Annotated in this window: 14 protein-coding genes; 6 read left to right on the top strand and 8 right to left on the bottom strand. The window is 39.0% G+C overall.

Going from position 1 to position 15,955, the window contains the following annotated elements; all coding sequences use genetic code 11:
* Positions 1-154: 154 nt before the first annotated feature.
* Positions 155-2,377 (top strand): ATP-binding protein, encoded by a 2,223-nt coding sequence (locus tag BM371_RS02010; protein ID WP_034675198.1) that lies wholly within the window; start codon positions 155-157, stop codon positions 2,375-2,377.
* 73 nt (positions 2,378-2,450) lie between these two features.
* On the opposite strand, the gene BM371_RS02005 is transcribed toward BM371_RS02010, so the two are convergent.
* From BM371_RS02005 to BM371_RS01995, 3 genes are all read right to left on the bottom strand, one after another.
* Positions 2,451-2,669 carry a hypothetical protein gene (locus tag BM371_RS02005; protein WP_034675195.1) on the bottom strand — a complete coding sequence of 73 codons (219 nt, stop codon included), beginning with the start codon at positions 2,667-2,669 and terminating at the stop codon, positions 2,451-2,453.
* A 29-nt stretch (positions 2,670-2,698) separates the two neighbouring features.
* Positions 2,699-3,310, bottom strand: a complete 612-nt coding sequence (locus BM371_RS02000) for an alpha-ketoglutarate-dependent dioxygenase AlkB family protein (protein WP_034675192.1) — start codon at positions 3,308-3,310, stop codon at positions 2,699-2,701.
* Positions 3,311-3,407: 97 nt separating this feature from the next.
* Positions 3,408-4,187 (bottom strand): LexA family transcriptional regulator, encoded by a 780-nt coding sequence (locus BM371_RS01995; protein WP_034675190.1) that lies wholly within the window; start codon positions 4,185-4,187, stop codon positions 3,408-3,410.
* 61 nt (positions 4,188-4,248) lie between these two features.
* Between BM371_RS01995 and dinB the strand changes: the two genes are divergently transcribed.
* From dinB to BM371_RS01970, 5 genes are all read left to right on the top strand, one after another.
* Complete coding sequence (gene dinB, locus BM371_RS01990; protein WP_034675187.1) at positions 4,249-5,391, top strand: DNA polymerase IV; 1,143 nt, start codon at positions 4,249-4,251, stop codon at positions 5,389-5,391.
* A gap of 10 nt (positions 5,392-5,401) precedes the next feature.
* On the top strand, positions 5,402-8,476 hold the full coding sequence (locus BM371_RS01985) for a DNA polymerase III subunit alpha (protein WP_034675185.1): 3,075 nt from the start codon (positions 5,402-5,404) through the stop codon (positions 8,474-8,476).
* Between the two features lie 120 nt (positions 8,477-8,596).
* A complete protein-coding gene (locus BM371_RS01980) occupies positions 8,597-9,250 on the top strand; it encodes a hypothetical protein (RefSeq protein ID WP_131430915.1) in 654 nt (217 codons plus the stop codon).
* A 211-nt stretch (positions 9,251-9,461) separates the two neighbouring features.
* On the top strand, positions 9,462-10,175 hold the full coding sequence (locus tag BM371_RS01975; RefSeq protein ID WP_051882724.1) for a YozE family protein: 714 nt from the start codon (positions 9,462-9,464) through the stop codon (positions 10,173-10,175).
* A gap of 276 nt (positions 10,176-10,451) precedes the next feature.
* On the top strand, positions 10,452-11,702 hold the full coding sequence (locus tag BM371_RS01970; RefSeq protein ID WP_034677256.1) for a pectate lyase family protein: 1,251 nt from the start codon (positions 10,452-10,454) through the stop codon (positions 11,700-11,702).
* A gap of 130 nt (positions 11,703-11,832) precedes the next feature.
* Here the strand turns inward: BM371_RS01970 and BM371_RS01965 are convergent, their stop codons facing one another.
* The 5 genes from BM371_RS01965 to BM371_RS01945 all read right to left on the bottom strand — a co-directional run bounded on the left by BM371_RS01965 (position 11,833) and on the right by BM371_RS01945 (position 15,913).
* A complete protein-coding gene (locus BM371_RS01965; protein WP_228376725.1) occupies positions 11,833-12,315 on the bottom strand; it encodes a YeeE/YedE family protein in 483 nt (160 codons plus the stop codon).
* Positions 12,316-12,327: 12 nt separating this feature from the next.
* Positions 12,328-12,891 (bottom strand): YeeE/YedE family protein, encoded by a 564-nt coding sequence (locus BM371_RS01960; RefSeq protein ID WP_034675177.1) that lies wholly within the window; start codon positions 12,889-12,891, stop codon positions 12,328-12,330.
* 23 nt (positions 12,892-12,914) lie between these two features.
* Positions 12,915-14,327 carry an MBL fold metallo-hydrolase gene (locus BM371_RS01955; RefSeq protein WP_034675175.1) on the bottom strand — a complete coding sequence of 471 codons (1,413 nt, stop codon included), beginning with the start codon at positions 14,325-14,327 and terminating at the stop codon, positions 12,915-12,917.
* A gap of 85 nt (positions 14,328-14,412) precedes the next feature.
* Positions 14,413-15,207: a sulfite exporter TauE/SafE family protein gene (locus BM371_RS01950; RefSeq protein WP_034675172.1), complete on the bottom strand. Its 795-nt coding sequence runs from the start codon at positions 15,205-15,207 to the stop codon at positions 14,413-14,415.
* 73 nt (positions 15,208-15,280) lie between these two features.
* On the bottom strand, positions 15,281-15,913 hold the full coding sequence (locus BM371_RS01945; protein WP_034675170.1) for a Crp/Fnr family transcriptional regulator: 633 nt from the start codon (positions 15,911-15,913) through the stop codon (positions 15,281-15,283).
* Positions 15,914-15,955: the final 42 nt, after the last annotated feature.

Raw genomic sequence — 15,955 nt, 5'->3', positions numbered from 1 at the left:
CAGTGCTTAAGATCAGATATTCTTCAACCGTAAATATTTGCCATGACGGCTTGTTTTTGGTCATCTTTATTTTTTATAAATTTGCATAAGAGTCAAATTGGAATTGTGGTTACAGAAGATCGATGATCCTAATTTCATTTTAAGAATTTAATGTATGAGAGCAGTAGAGTGCAATGAGATCATAATACATCAGCCAGGCTACATCCAAAGTTTTGGGTATCTGATAGGTATAGGTGCATTGACGAATAAGATCGAATTTTATAGTGAAAATATCGATCATATTTGTAAGATCGACCAGTCCTTCTTAGGGCAAAAAACCATTGATATCCCCGAACTTAGGTTCATCTTTGAAAGCCCACAGTTTCTGTTTGTGATGTCGTCCGCAGAGGAAGATGTAAAATATATCGACAGAATTGCCATTGATGGGATCGAATATCATATCACTTTTTACAGGCACAATGATATTATCTACGTTGAACTTGAAAGCTGTATCTTAAATGCGAAAGACAATAGCCTGCTGGTTAAGAAGATCAAAAATCTGATCTCAAATAGACAAGGCTCGAACATCTGGGAATTTTTGGTTGAAAAGATCAAAGAGATCACGGACTACGACCGCGTCATGGTCTATCAATTCAATGAGGACAAAAGTGGAAAGGTCATTGCCGAGGCAAAGAATGCCAATATGGAAAGTTATCTCGACCTGCATTACCCGGAAAGTGACATTCCTTCCCAGGCGAGGGCACTATATCTTAAAAATTTCAAAAGGATCTTAAGCGATGTGAATGACAAGCCTGTCAAGATACTGAGCAATATTGAAAAGGTGGACCTTACAATATCGAGTGTCAGAGCATTATCTCCCATTCACGTTGAATATCTGATCAATGCTAAAATTGCATCCAGTTTCAGCATATCGATCATCATAGATAATGAGCTGTGGGGTCTTGTAACCTGCCATAGTACCTATCAAAAACATATAGATCTTGACCATAGGATCAGTGCCGAGATTGCAACATTCATTGCTGCAAACTCCTACCACTCCTTTCTCTCCGCATACACCATGGAGTATGACAGGATCCTGTTGGAAAAATGTCTGGATCTGAAAATTGAACTGCTGGCATTTCAAAGTATAGCTGAGTCTTTCTCCCGCCACATCAATACGATGAGGGAGATCTCGGAGACAGATGGTCTTGCGACCATCATAGACGGTGAGATCAAAAGCAGTGGAAGGACACCTTCTGGCAGTGCCCTGAAAAAAATTTCGGCTTGGGCCCAGAAGAACCTGGAAGATAAGATCTTCTATGATGATTCTTTTTACAAGACCCATGGGAAAAAGCTTGGCCTGGACAAGAGCTGTTGCGGTATTGCGATCTCTTTTTTGAACAGGGACCGGGGAAATATCATCATGTGGTTTAGGGGCGAGTTCAAGCAGCATATCAGCTGGGCAGGAAAAAAGGAAAATAAGATCAAAACGATCAAGATCTTTGATGAAAAGACCAAAGTAGTCTCGCCACGACAATCTTTCGAGGTTTTCGACGAAGAGGTCTTGGAACGGTCTGCATCATGGGATTCAAAAGATAAACGAAGGATCATAGCTCTAAGGGAAACGATAGACCGCACCATACAGGAACAGTTATTTTATATCAGCAATCTCAATGCGGAACTTCACAAGGTCAATTCTGAACTGGGCAGGGTGAATGATGAACTTGACGCGTACTCCCATACGATCTCGCACGACCTTGCAACACCTCTGACAGTGATGAAACTCAATATGCAGATCATGGCCAAACTGAATACTGAGAACAAGAATATCAAGCTGATCAACAATGTTCTCAATGAGATCGATAACATGTCTGATATGATGGCGAATGTCCTTAGACTGAGCAGACTTAAATATTCAGAATATGACATCGTTGACATTGACCCCGTTAAGATCATTGAGAAATCGATCTCGGATGCTAAATTATCATATAACGACCGCGCTCAGGTCACTATTGAAAATATATTTGGGATCCGGGGAGAAAAAAGTATGGTCGCACAGGTCTTCCAAAACATCATTACCAATGCTGTCAAATATTCATCAAAAAAAGGTTCTGATGCCCATATCCACATCTGTTCTTACCGTAAAGATGAAAATGTTGTTTTCGAGGTATCGGATAATGGAATCGGGATCCCTTATACTTCAAAAAGAGATGTATTTAAAATTTTCAATAGAATGTCCAATACCAGATCCTACTTTGGTAGTGGTGTAGGTCTATCGATCGTTGAAAATATCATGAAGAAACTCAATGGAAGTATCGATTTTGAAAGTGTTGAGAATGAGGGCACAAAATTCATTATCACATTTCCTTCAAGTGTTTCAGAAGTTCCAAAAGGGTAGCTTAGAATTGGAGAATACAAGTTTAGCAACATTACATCAACTTTGGTCAGGACAATATCAAATATCTCTCAGATTAATTTTCGTAATTACCCGTATTCTGAAAGGAACTCACACTTGCAATAGTATTGTTATTGATGTTATATACGATCTCGACCGTAAATGAAGGCATCTGATATAATACGAATTTCAGCGCATCCTTATATGTTTCACTGATCACTGTTCCTATAGCCATAACAAGTTCTTGTTGAGATCTGTCGGGGAGATTTTTAAAATCGTAATATGAAATTGACATAGCAATTAGTTTTTGAAATTTTTATAATGTTATAATTCATTGATCAATCGAAAGGTTAAATTAATTCTTTCTTTCATGGGTACTGTGGATTTGGCGATCCGGTGTTCCCAGTTTTCCTGAAGGTCTCCTTTCATAATAAGGAGTGAACCATTAGGAAGAGGAAGGCTGTATTTGCTTTGATGATGGTCTTTTCTTCTGAAATCAAAGTTCCTGGTCTGTCCGAGGCTGATGGATGCAATGACAGGCCTCTTACCATATCTACTTTCCTTGTCCCTGTGCCAGGCAACGGAATCATTGTTGTCACGGTAGAGGTTTAGTAGAACACCATTGAACCGGTAACCGAATTCCTTTTCAATTCTTTCTTTTAATGATAATAACTCAGGAATCCAGAGGTTCGTACTTGAGATATTATTGTCGGCTGATTCATTGAATTTTGAATCACCATACCATGCGGTCAGACGTGGTGTTATCACCATCTTGTTATACATTTTCTGAGTACGCTGTTCCCATTGAGCGGTCTTAAGCAGATGGTCTTTTAACCGGTCTGCCTCTTCCCTGTTCAGAAAATTCTCCCTGTATTCCAAAAGGTCTTTTGGAAACTCGTAAAATTCTTCCGTATCGAATAAACTTAGCTGACCCATTGTAATTTTATTTTAAATATTTATCTTTACATTATTCCATTTAATGGAATAATTTTTTTCATCATTTGTGTTTTTAGCTTCCCTTCGGGGAAGTTTTTTATGCCTTGAACTTAAGAATTCCGTTCTCCAGATTGCTGATACTGCGTTTCGCCTCATCGACAAGATTTTTAAGATTTGTATGATTAGGCAGGTAGTATGGTTTATAATCCTGGGGTAAAATTCCTCTCACATACCGCCATACCTGTACAATATTTGATAAAGGAATATCGTATGAGTCATAGAATGTATTATCTGCTGCAACGGTAAGCGTATTTTTATTTCTTTTTACAAAGGTTTTGAAAGTATAGCCTTCAGACGTAATAAACATATACCCCTTCCCCTTTTTCAAATCTTCAAGCTGTTCAACATATTCACCAATGACACATGTCCCGTCTGCAAATGGCGGCATGGAATCCCCATCTGCCATAAATCCTCTGAATATGCCGTGTCCTAAAAATGGAAGCTGGATACGTGGCAAACTTTCAATATATTCGGGATCACTGAATCCATTCAGATAGCCCATTGAAGCTTTTTGAGGCACAATTTCAATATACTTGTTTCCTTCAGGATCGACTACAACAGGCAACAAAATTTTATTGCCCGGTAGGTTGACCATCTTGTCCAAAGGATATTTTCGGATGTCAACAGTGACCAGTAGATCAATACTGATGTTGTAGTATTTGGATATCCTGACCAATACTTCAATAGGAGGTTCCGCATTCCCATATTCATAGGAAACATATCTTGATCTGGTAAGGATGAGATCTTCTGCAAGCTTATGTTGGGTTAAATTTTTTTGACCTCTCAAAAACACGATGTTATCTGCAAAAATTGACATTGTCATAATTTATGACAACAAATATACACATTTTGTTTAAAAACGTGACTAAGTTTGCAATATGGAAAGAGCAATTGCACATATGGACCTGGACACCTTTTTTGTTTCCTGTGAACGGCTGAAAAACTCTGGATTGGAGAAACAGCCTGTGATCATCGGAGGCGGTGACCGTGGTGTTGTTGCATCCTGTTCTTATGAAGCAAGGTATTTCGGAGTTCGTTCGGCAATGCCCATTAAGATGGCTTTGAGGTTATGTCCTGAAGCAAAAGTGATCAAGGGCGATATGGAATATTATTCCAATATGTCGCATCTGGTGACAGAGGTCATTCAGGAAAAAGTACCGGTGCTGGAAAAAGCCAGTATCGATGAATTTTATCTTGACCTTTCAGGAATGGATAAATTCTTCGGCTGTTTTCAATGGACCAATGAAATTGTAGATGCCGTTACAAAAAATACGGGTCTGCCGATCAGCTTTGCTTTATCGACGAATAAAACGGTCTCCAAGATCGGGACCGGTGAATCCAAACCCACCGGAAGATTGGAGGTGAAAGAGGCCAATATCCAAAATTTTTTAAATCCGCTGTCCATCAAAAAGATTCCGATGGTCGGACCTGAAACATTCAACCTGTTTTCACGATTGGGTGTCAAGACCATAAAGACGCTGTCTGAAATGCCGGTTGATGTGCTGAACCAATTAGTTGGCAAGAACGGAACCGTCCTTTGGAAGAAATCACACGGCATTGATGAGACACCCGTAATCCCCTACTCTGAAAGAAAGTCGATCTCCACGGAGGATACATTTGCTCAGGATACGATCGATATACTGAAGATCAGAAGTATTCTATCGGGTATGGTGGAAAAACTGGCCTATCAGCTGAGACAGGAAAAGTGGCTGACCTCAACCGTTTCAGTGAAGATCAGATATTCCAACTTCGATACTGAGATCAAGCAATGCAGAATTCCTTACACCTCAGCTGACCACACTTTGCTCAAATATGTTTTGGAACTTTTCAAAAAAGTTTACACCAGAAGAATGAGGATCCGATTGATCGGTGTCAGATTTACCGGGCTGGTACACGGGCTTCATCAGATGGATCTTTTCGAAGACACTGAAGAAATGATCTCCCTGTATCAGACAATGGATCATATTAAAAACCGATTTGGAAGCTTAAGTGTAGGAAGGGCGTCGGGTTTTTTAAAATAAATTTTTATCTATGTTTCTTAATTGCCATACTTATCACAGTTTACGTTATGGGACCATCTCTGTTGAAGACCTGGTTCAGCTGGCTGTACAACATCAGTTAAAGGTTTTGGCGCTGACCGATATCAATACCGTGACCGGTATCTATCAGTTTTACAAACTTTGTCAGGAAAAAGGGATCAAACCCATTGTAGGGGTGGATGTGCGGGTTGAAAATGAACAGTACTTCATCTGTCTTGCCAAAAACCCAAAAGGCATTGCAGAGGTCAACAGGCTTTTGACCAATTATAATTGTGAAGGAATCGAGATCGGTAAAGCTAACCTGGAACTGAAGGATAGTTTTGTAATCTATCCCTTAACAAATATTCCTGAAAAACTGCTGGAACATGAATTTATCGGGATAAGACAGGATGAGCTCAAACGGTTGTTCAATCCTGAATTGAAAGCTTTAACCCATAAAATGATCATCCTGCATCCAGTAACCTTTAAGGCAGATGAAGAATATGAATTGCATAAAGTACTAAGAGCAATAGCAGGCAACACTTTATTTACTAAACTCATCGAGGATGATTATTGTAAAAGCAATGAGACCTTTATTGGTAAAAGAGGACTGTTAGAGAAGTATTCCCAATATCCGGAGATCATTGAAAACACCAAATATATTGTTGATGAATGCAGTTTTGACTTTGACTTTAAAACACCCAAAAACAAAAAGTATTATACCGAAAACAAGGAAAATGATTTTAAATTATTGAAAAAACTGGCTTATGAGGGCTTAGACAAAAGATATCCTGATGATAACGTACAGGCAAAGGCAAGAGTGGATAAAGAACTGGCAGTGATTGATCAACTTAATTTCTGTGGCTATTTTTTGATCACATGGGATATTGTACAGTACAGCAACCGTATGGACTTTATGCACGTCGGTCGGGGAAGCGGTGCCAACTCTATTGTAAGTTACTGTATTGGGATCACGGACATATGTCCTTTGGAATTGGACCTCTATTTTGAAAGATTTTTGAATCTCAATAGGAAGACCCCTCCAGATTTTGATCTGGACTGGAGCTGGAAGAACCGGGATACTATCTTGGAATATATCTTTAAGAAATATGGAAAAGACCATGTGGCATTTTGCGGAACTAACGTCGAGTTCAAAAGCAGATCGAGATTCCGGGAACTGGGGAAAGTATTCGGGCTTCCGAAAGAGGAATTGGATGAACTGTCTAAAAGACCAAAAGAACATCACGATCAGAATTCCATCGTTCAGGAAATTTATAAATATGAAAAATTACTGATAGGCTTTCCCAATCAAAGAAGCATGCATTCATGCGGCATCCTGATCTCTGAGGAACCGATCACGAATTACTCTGCCTTGGAGTTTCCTCCAAAGGAATTCCCGATCGTACAGTTCGATATGCATACGGCAGAGGACATAGGTCTTGAAAAATTTGATATCCTCTCACAAAGAGGATTGGGAACCATCAAAGATACGGTCAAACTGATCGAAGAAAAAAGAGGGATTATTGTCGACATTGAAGATACAAGGATTTCCAAAGGTGAGACTAAGTGCAATGAATTCCTGAGTATTGGAAAGACCATCGGTTGCTTTTACATAGAATCCCCTGCGATGCGGGGTTTATTGAGAAGATTGAAATGTGATAATTACAAAGTATTGGTTGCGGCTTCTTCCATCATTCGCCCCGGTGTAGCACAGAGCGGAATGATGCGGGAATATATATTCCGGCATAATCATCCCGATCAGTTTGAATATTTCCATGAGGTATTTGAAAAGGAATTGGGTGAGACCTATGGGATCATGGTCTATCAGGAAGATGTGATCAAGATCGCCTTGCATTTTGGCGGTGTCTCGGCGGAAAACGGAGATGTCTTAAGAAGGGCTATGAGCGGCAAGGGTCGTTCATTGTCAGCTTTACAGAAATTAAAAGATGATTTTTTTGAGTCCTGCAGGAAGAAAGGGCATCCCGAACAATTGTCTGAGGAAGTGTACCGGCAGATCGAATCCTTTGCTGGTTATTCTTTTTGTAAAGCCCATTCAGCTTCGTATGCGGTAGAAAGTTATCAGAGCCTTTACTTGAAGGCCTACTACCCTATCGAATTTATGGTTTCTGCGATTAATAACGGTGGTGGCTTTTACAGGATGGAGGTTTATGTTCACGAAGCCAAAATGTCGGGAGCAACCATTCATAACCCTTGTGTCAACCTCAGTGAATTTCAGACGACGGTCTATGATACTGATGTGTACCTAGGCTTGATGCACATAGAGAAACTTGAAGCAACCATTAAGCAATTTATTCCTGAAGAAAGAGAGAACAATGGAGATTACAGATCACTTGAGGATTTTGTCAAAAGGGTCAATATCGGCATCGAAACTTTACAGATATTGATATTTGTCGGGGCTTTCAGATTTACCGGAAAACAGAAATATGAACTATTGATCGAGGCCAGATTTCTTTTTTCAAAAGGTCAGTACAAAACCAAAATCATTTCTTTATTTGATGAGCCTCAAAAGGATTATAAGTTACCTATTATTCAGAGAGACCGATTTGAAGATGCTTTTGATGAAATTGAAATATTAGGCTTTCCTGTATCCCATTCGATATTTGATCTGCTCAAAACAAAATATAGAGGTCATGTTTTGGTAAAGGATCTTTTAAAATATCACAAAAAACAAGTTAAGATGCTGGCCTATCTGATCTCAAGAAAGCATGTTCCCATTAAAAAGAAAAGCCATCCCGGTAAGAAAGATGACATGTACTTTGGGACCTGGATCGATGCTGAAGGTCAATATTTTGATACGGCTCACTTTCCGGATAGTCTTAGAAAATTTCCTTTCAAAGAAGGGGGAATTTACTTGCTGTTGGGAACGGTGGAAGTTGATTATCATTTTCCGACAGTCACCATTACCAAGATGGCCAAGATGCCGCTTGTTGCAGATCCCCGTTATTCAATGGATCAGGAAAAATCACAGGAAATAGAAAGAAGCCTTCGCGAAAATGTAAGTATGACTTCCAGAGAACCATACCCGCAGGAATTTGAGATTGGATTGCCGAGACAGAAAATGTTGTGATAACGCCCAAGAGCACTTGGAAATATGTCATCAAAATTTAATCCCAATATATAATGGTAAAAAGCTGACCATCAATAACTACTATTTGCTTTACAAAATATTATGACTAATTTTACAACTATGAGCAACACCATTCATATCAACAGAAACCAACTCGAAAGTCCATTGGAAGAGATCTTTATTCAGCAATTTGAAAAGTTTGTGAATGATCGTTTTGAAATAATCCCACAATATGAGATCCGAAATTCCGCCGGACTTTTTCGCCTGGACTTTTTACTTAGATCTAACGACTACACGGTTGCCATCGAGCTTGACGGAAAAGAATTCCATGACGAATGGAGAGATGAATGGAGAGATGCGCTTATGCTGGGAAATGGGCAAATTGATTGTCTTTATCGTTTTCGTGGAAAAGATATAACAACTTATATCCATGAATGCCTCTATTCAATATTTGTTAATGATCGCAAACTTTTTGACGGTCGTTACGGCCAGGTCTCAAAATCACTTGTTGATACAGAAATATTTAATGACGCAGAGTATCGTCATTTGGCTGATTGCCTGATCTACTCAATTCCTACGACCGATGAATATGGAGAACCCACAGGGAGGCATCACGATATTCGAATTGTCAGAAGACATAAAAATGACAGTTCTCAATATTGGAACAAGCTTTATGAATTTTCAAAAAAATATCCCGGTAAAAATATAGATGAACTAATAGATACACGAAAAAGTGATCAGTGGTTCGGAAGAGGTCTATCAGATAATATTTAAAGAATCGTAACCAAATAAACTTTGATTATATCGTTTTTTATTGATCTATTTTTTATATATTTGTGTAGGTCTATTCTACAGAGCCTGCCACCCACTAGTAGCAAAGCTGATAAGCACTGTAATTCTTTTTAATTGAATAACTTTTGTTTAATACACAAGAGCAGTGGTTGGTGGGTGACATTTATTTCTTGTGAAATAAAAGAGAAATTCAATGGAATCGAACAATCATACGATTAGTTTCTATAAACTACAATCAAAAAAGCTTAAAAGAGAACTTGGGATCCGACATACCGAGGCTCTAGATATTACAGCCAAAAAATACGGATTTTCAAACTGGAAACACTGCCTCAGGAGTTTTGATGCAAAGCCAGAAACATCTGACAATATTACAAAACATCTTACATTCACTTATTGGTTGAGCAAACAGGTCAACAGGGATTCACCGCTAGGCGATCTGGCAAGAGACATGAAAACGGATAGCACATGGCCATCATTTGATAGCTTTGAGCAGTATGAATCATACCTGAGCTCAAAAGGAGCCGCAAGAGAAGCGATGTACGCTTTGAAAAATGCGTGGAAAAGCTACAATGCAAATCTTAAACGCAGTTTACTGCCAAATAAGGATAAGATCGTAACAAAAATACCAACACCTAAAAATGATATTAGAAAAATCGTTTTCGTGAAAAATGTCATTCCGTTACACTATAGCAAAAGGATACCAGAAAAGTTTAATGTCGGAGATGAGGCCTGGATCTCCAATGATGGACGTAAAGCCATACCTGTAGTTATTACAGAGGTGGATGAACGGCACTATTCCTTTAGGGTCGAAAGACCTTTGAAAAATGCCGGAGATGAATATTACTATCGGCTAGACGAGGTTCGTAGTACTCCGGAACTTGCTTGTCTGAATCGATTGACATCATAACTTTAATATCTCCCTTCTGTACTTTTAAATAAGGTGGAAGTTTTAGTAATATTAAAAGATGTCCTTGGATCTGTAACCAAGGGCATTTTTTATGATTACACTTTTCCCTTCTGACCATTTCATCACTTATGAAAGCTTCTATTTCCTGTCATTCCTTGATTCACCAAAATATTTCTATATTCTTGAGAATTATCGTAATTAAGATTTTTTAGAAACAGAAAGTGCAGGACACTCTATCGATACGTTCGCACTAACTTCGTTATAAATCAAATGGCTATGTTTTGGAAAATATCCCTATCCTTCATTTTATGTTCTTTCAATTTGATGATCAACGCACAACAGCTGGCATTTCCAGGAGCAGAGGGCTTTGGACGCTATGCATCCGGCGGTCGTGGCGGAACTGTTTATCACGTGACCAACCTTAACGACACTGGAGCAGGTTCATTCAGGGATGCGGTAAGCAGAAGCGATAGAACTGTCGTTTTTGATGTTGCAGGTGTGATCAAGATCAAAGAAAAGATCTCAGCTGCGCCCGGAATCACCATTGCAGGACAGACCGCACCCGGAGCTGGCGTTACAGTTTACGGCAACGGTGTATCCTTTGGTGGAAATACCATTGTCAGATATATGAGATTCAGGGGAAGCATTGATATGCCCAGAGGGGCATGCACTGTCGTGGCGGATGATTTGAAGGATATTATCTTTGACCATGTTTCCATCGAATGGGGCAGATGGGACAATCTGCACGTAAAGAACAGCAGCAATATAACTTTTCAATATTGCCTTATCGGAGAAGGGATAGACCCTCAACGTTTCGGGGCACTTTTGGAAAATCCTGTAGATATAACGGTACATCATTGTCTATGGACCGGAAATCAGAGTCGAAGCCCGAAAGCGAAGGCGAAGATCGAATATATCAATAACGTGGTTTACAATTGGGGGAAAAGCGCATTTGTTGGAGGACACTCGGCAACAGACCACTACCAGGATATTGTGGGCAATTACTTTATTGCAGGACCAAGTTCTACCGGTGATTTTTTAAGTATGTTCACTGCTACAGATCACGTATACCATAGAGATAATTATGTCGATCTCGATAAAGATGGTAAAGTAAACGGACGGATGGTGACTGATGAAGATTTTATCAGACAAAAAGCAACTCTGATAAAAGAACCGTCAGCATTATCGAGAAGTAATGTTAAAATCAATGCTGCGTCCGATGCCTGGAAAATTGTCATGGCAGAAGCCGGATCTTCTTTAAAACGCGATGCTGTAGATAATCGTATCATCGGTTATTTTAAAAGCCTTGGCAAAGAAGGTTATATATTTAAAACTGAAGTTGATGCTGGCGGACAACCGAAAGTGAAACCGAAGACCTCAAAATTAAAGGACACGGACGCAGACGGCATACCGGATCGTTGGGAAATTAAAAATAGGCTGAATCTAAACGATGCCGCAGATGGAACAACTATCACTCAAGCAGGCTTTACGAATCTGGAAAACTATATCAACAGCTTGGTCAAATAGCAAAATAATCACCGATCGAGATTGAAGCTACCTGATTGATGATTAAATCGGATCAGGACATGATCTTATGTTTGAAATATTCGTATAACGATCATACCTTTATAATATTTACATTAGTCGCTGTATATATTTAGTGTGGTAGCCTATCTCTGAAATATCCATAAACCCAAGTTCCGAGAACAGCACTCACCAAAGTAATAATAACTGCAAAAGCTCCAGTTCCGATTTGTGCGAATAAAGGTCCGGGACAAGCTCCTGTAATTGTCCAACCGAAGCCGAAGATTAAACCTCCATAGATCTGCCCTTTGTTGAATTTTTTCGGAGCGATGGAAATGCTTTCTCCGTAAATGGTTTTTATTTTAAACTTTTTGATTAGCCATACAGAGATCATTCCTGTGACAATTGCGCCTCCGATGACACCATACATATGGAAAGACTGCAAACGGAACATTTCATGGATTCTGAACCAGCTGATGATCTCAGCTTTCACAAATACGATTCCGAATAAAACACCAACAATTAAATATTTCAAATTGTGATACAATTTGTGCTGAAGATAGCTTTCGTTGGTACAAATGGTATCTTGGTGACGTATATCTGTTTCTTTTTTCATTATTAAATACATTTAGAGTGAAAGAATGATTGGCAAAATCACATTTGCCATCAAAAAACCACCGATCATAAAGCAGATCGTTGCAACCAATGATGGCCATTGAAGATTGGAAAGTCCCATTATAGCGTGTCCGCTGGTGCAACCTCCCGCATATCTTGTTCCGAAACCGACGAGAAATCCGCCGACAACCATCATAATGAATCCTTTTAACGTCAATAAACTTTCAAAATTCATCAGTTGGATCGGAACAAGATTGCTGTAGTCGGTAATTCCATAGGTTGCCAATTCTGCTTTAAGGTTTGGATTGACTGTAATTTCTCCGGGATCCATCAGGAAATAGGCAGCAGCCATTCCACCGAAGAAAATTCCGAGGACAAAGAATAAGTTCCAGGATTCTTTTTTCCAGTCGTATTTGAAAAAACCCACGTTTGCCGGGATACACGCTGCACAAATATGTCGCAATGACGAACTGATCCCGAAAGATTTATTGCCTAAAACCAGCAAAGCCGGAACGGTAAGACCAATCAGCGGACCTGCAATATACCACGGCCAGGGTTCTTTTATGATATCTAACATTAATTTACTTGTTTAATTCAAAATTACTTCAAAACTTTACTTTGACAAACGAAATCGCTTTTTGGAACATCAGTTTGTGCGATGGCTTTAAATCCACCTTCAATTTCGGTAAAATTACGGAAACCTCTTGCCAGAAGAATGCTCGCCGCCATCATACTTCGGTATCCACCTGCACAATGAAGATAAAAATGATTGGTAGGTTCAAGATGGTTGATCCATTCATTGATGTAAGCCAAAGGTTTATTGTATGCTTCATCGACGTGCTCTGCTTCGTACTCACTTTCTTTTCGTACATCAATAATTTTCACCTTTTTATTTTCAATTTCCTTTTCAAAATCTGTAGCAGAAATTCGATGAACTTTGTCAATTTCTTTTCCGCTGTTTTTCCAGGATTCAAAACCACCTTTTAGAAAACCCAAAACATTGTCAAACCCGACTCTGCTGAGTCTTGTGACCGTTTCTTCCTCATTATTTTCATCGGTAATTAACAAAATAGGTTGTTTTACATCTACGATCAGAGCTCCGACCCAAGGTGCAAAATCTCCGTCTAATCCGATATTAATTGATTGAGGAACAAAACCTTTCGCAAAATCTTCATTATTTCTGACATCCAGAATCAAAGCTCCTGAATGTTCTGCCATTTCCTCAAATTCTTCAGGAGAAAGAGCGTGAAGACCTTTAGATAAAACCTCATCAAAGCTCTCATAGCCTTTCTTATTCATTGCCACATTCATCCCGAAATAGGCTGGTGGCGGAAGAAGTCCGTCTGTAACGGCCTTTATGAAGCTTTCTTTGTCTTTTTGATTCAATGCATAATTGGTTTTCTTTTGATTACCCAGAGTATCAACCGTGTCTTTCTGCATATTTTTTCCGCAGGCAGAACCCGCTCCGTGCGCAGGATAAACGATAATTTCATTATCCAAAGGCAGAATTTTTTGGTATAAACTTTCGTAAAGAAGTCCTGCCAACTCTTCCTGGGTCATATTCGCCGCTTTCTGAGCCAGATCCGGGCGACCTACATCTCCTAAAAACAAGGTATCTCCACTGAAAAGCGCTTTTTCTTTTCCGTTTTCATCGATTAATAAAAAGGATGAGCTTTCCATCGTATGTCCAGGCGTATGCAGAACTTTGATCTTGATTTTCCCCACTTCAAAGATCTGTCCGTCTTGAGCAATGATGGCTTCAAACTCGGGCTTTGCCGTTGGTCCATACACGATTGGTGCATTTGTTTTTTCACTTAGATCAACGTGACCACTTACAAAATCTGCGTGAAAATGCGTTTCAAAAATGTATTTGAGTTTTACATTGTCTTTTTCCAATCTGTCGATGTATGGTTGGGTTTCTCTTAAAGGATCAATGATCACCGCTTCATCATTTGAAACAATATAATAGGCTCCCTGAGCGAGACATCCTGTATAGATCTGTTCTATTTTCATTTTGATATTTTTTATGTAATTTTAATTTGATACAAATTTGCGGGTCTGAATTCTGTTGTACAGCTACTTTTGTTACATAACAGTTTTAAAAGAAAAGTTCTTTGATAATAATGTAAATTCCCATCACCAGAATAAACCATCCAAAAGCAGGTTTCAGCTTTTTACCATCTATTTTCTTTGATAATTGCGAGCCAATAATAATTCCAACGATGGCAATTGCGGTAATGGTTGCTAATAAATTCCATTCGATCTTGACGTGATTCATTGATGAAAAAAATCCGATCAGAGAATTTAAAGAAATGATGACGAGAGAAGTTCCTATGGCGACTTTCATCGGTATTTTCAATAGATTGACCAATGCCGGAATGATCATAAATCCGCCACCCGCTCCTACCAGACCTGTCAGAATACCAACTACAGAACCTTCAGCTACTGCCAAAGGTGTATTGTTATTTTCTGAATGGACTGTTTCTATTTTTAATTCTATCCTTTTCCGTATCATTTTATAGGAAGCGGTAATCATCAATCCAGCAAATAATAACAAAAGAAATAGGTCTTTGGTCACCGTAAAATCCCCTATTCTAAAGACTTCATCGGGAATTAAAGGAAGAAGAAAATTTCGGGTAAGAAAAATGGAAACGATGGATGGAACACCAAAAACAAATGCCGTTTTGAGATCTACCAATCCTTTCTTAAAGTAAGAAGACGAACCAACCAAACTGCTGATTCCGACAATGAAAAGTGAATATTCTGTTGCCAGAAAAGCCTCAATTCCAAAAAGATAAACCAAAACAGGAACGGTAAGAATACTTCCGCCACCGCCGATTAGTCCTAAAGAAATACCGATAAAAACCGATGCTATATATCCAAAAATTTCCATTTTTCAACTTTTTATGAAGCAAAAATGGAAATATCTGTGACGCTGTACAGCTACTTTTGTTACATAGGGGAAATTAAATAGAATCTGAAAGGATAATTTTGTTTCTACCCAGTTTTAGTTTACCGGAATCTTCAAGCTGTTTCAGAAGTCTTGACACCACTACTCTAGCTGTTCCGAGTTCATTGGCAAGCTGTTCATGAGTGATTACGATGGTTTTAGATCGTGAGATCTCTGATTTTTTATAGAGCAGATCGAGTAATCTTTCATCTACTTTTTTAAAGGCGATCGCATTGATAATATCGAGCAATTCTTCAAAACGTTTGTGATACAGCCTGAAGATATAATCCAGCCATTCCGGATATTCTTTGATGAAAAGAGATACCTTTTCAATTGGCAGGAACAAAACCTCCGCCTCTTCTTCCACTTCGGCTTTTACAATACTTTTTTCGTGGTGCATCCCGCCCAGAAAAGACATGATACAACTTTCGCCGGCCTTAATGTAATACAACAAAATTTCCCGGCCATCTTCTTCGGTTCGCATTACCTTCAGCAATCCTTTAAGCACAATAGGTATTGAGCGGATGGATGCATTTTCATCCAGGATCATCTCTCCTTGATGATAAGTTTTTCTGATACCGTTTTGATAAAGTTTTCTTGTCAGTTCCGTTGAAGAACTGAGCTCCGGGGAAAAGACGTTTCGCTCCATAATAAAAATTAAGGTCTAATATACATTAATTCGTCTCGAAAA

It is taken from the genome of Chryseobacterium formosense (genome assembly GCF_900116415.1).
In the GTDB taxonomy this organism is placed as follows: Bacteria; Bacteroidota; Bacteroidia; order Flavobacteriales; family Weeksellaceae; genus Chryseobacterium; species Chryseobacterium formosense.
Note: the sequence above shows the minus strand (reverse complement) of the source record. Positions and strands in the feature narration are given on the sequence as shown.

Excerpts from the sequence above, each read along its gene's own strand:
- BM371_RS02010 (WP_034675198.1), top strand. The coding sequence starts at position 155 with ATGAGAGCAGTAGAGTGCAATGAGATCATAATACATCAGCCAGGCTAC.
- BM371_RS02005 (WP_034675195.1), bottom strand. The coding sequence starts at position 2,669 with ATGTCAATTTCATATTACGATTTTAAAAATCTCCCCGACAGATCTCAA.
- BM371_RS02000 (WP_034675192.1), bottom strand. The coding sequence starts at position 3,310 with ATGGGTCAGCTAAGTTTATTCGATACGGAAGAATTTTACGAGTTTCCA.
- BM371_RS01995 (WP_034675190.1), bottom strand. The coding sequence starts at position 4,187 with ATGTCAATTTTTGCAGATAACATCGTGTTTTTGAGAGGTCAAAAAAAT.
- dinB (WP_034675187.1), top strand. The coding sequence starts at position 4,249 with ATGGAAAGAGCAATTGCACATATGGACCTGGACACCTTTTTTGTTTCC.
- BM371_RS01985 (WP_034675185.1), top strand. The coding sequence starts at position 5,402 with ATGTTTCTTAATTGCCATACTTATCACAGTTTACGTTATGGGACCATC.
- BM371_RS01980 (WP_131430915.1), top strand. The coding sequence starts at position 8,597 with ATGAGCAACACCATTCATATCAACAGAAACCAACTCGAAAGTCCATTG.
- BM371_RS01975 (WP_051882724.1), top strand. The coding sequence starts at position 9,462 with ATGGAATCGAACAATCATACGATTAGTTTCTATAAACTACAATCAAAA.
- BM371_RS01970 (WP_034677256.1), top strand. The coding sequence starts at position 10,452 with ATGTTTTGGAAAATATCCCTATCCTTCATTTTATGTTCTTTCAATTTG.
- BM371_RS01965 (WP_228376725.1), bottom strand. The coding sequence starts at position 12,315 with ATGAAAAAAGAAACAGATATACGTCACCAAGATACCATTTGTACCAAC.
- BM371_RS01960 (WP_034675177.1), bottom strand. The coding sequence starts at position 12,891 with ATGTTAGATATCATAAAAGAACCCTGGCCGTGGTATATTGCAGGTCCG.
- BM371_RS01955 (WP_034675175.1), bottom strand. The coding sequence starts at position 14,327 with ATGAAAATAGAACAGATCTATACAGGATGTCTCGCTCAGGGAGCCTAT.
- BM371_RS01950 (WP_034675172.1), bottom strand. The coding sequence starts at position 15,207 with ATGGAAATTTTTGGATATATAGCATCGGTTTTTATCGGTATTTCTTTA.
- BM371_RS01945 (WP_034675170.1), bottom strand. The coding sequence starts at position 15,913 with ATGGAGCGAAACGTCTTTTCCCCGGAGCTCAGTTCTTCAACGGAACTG.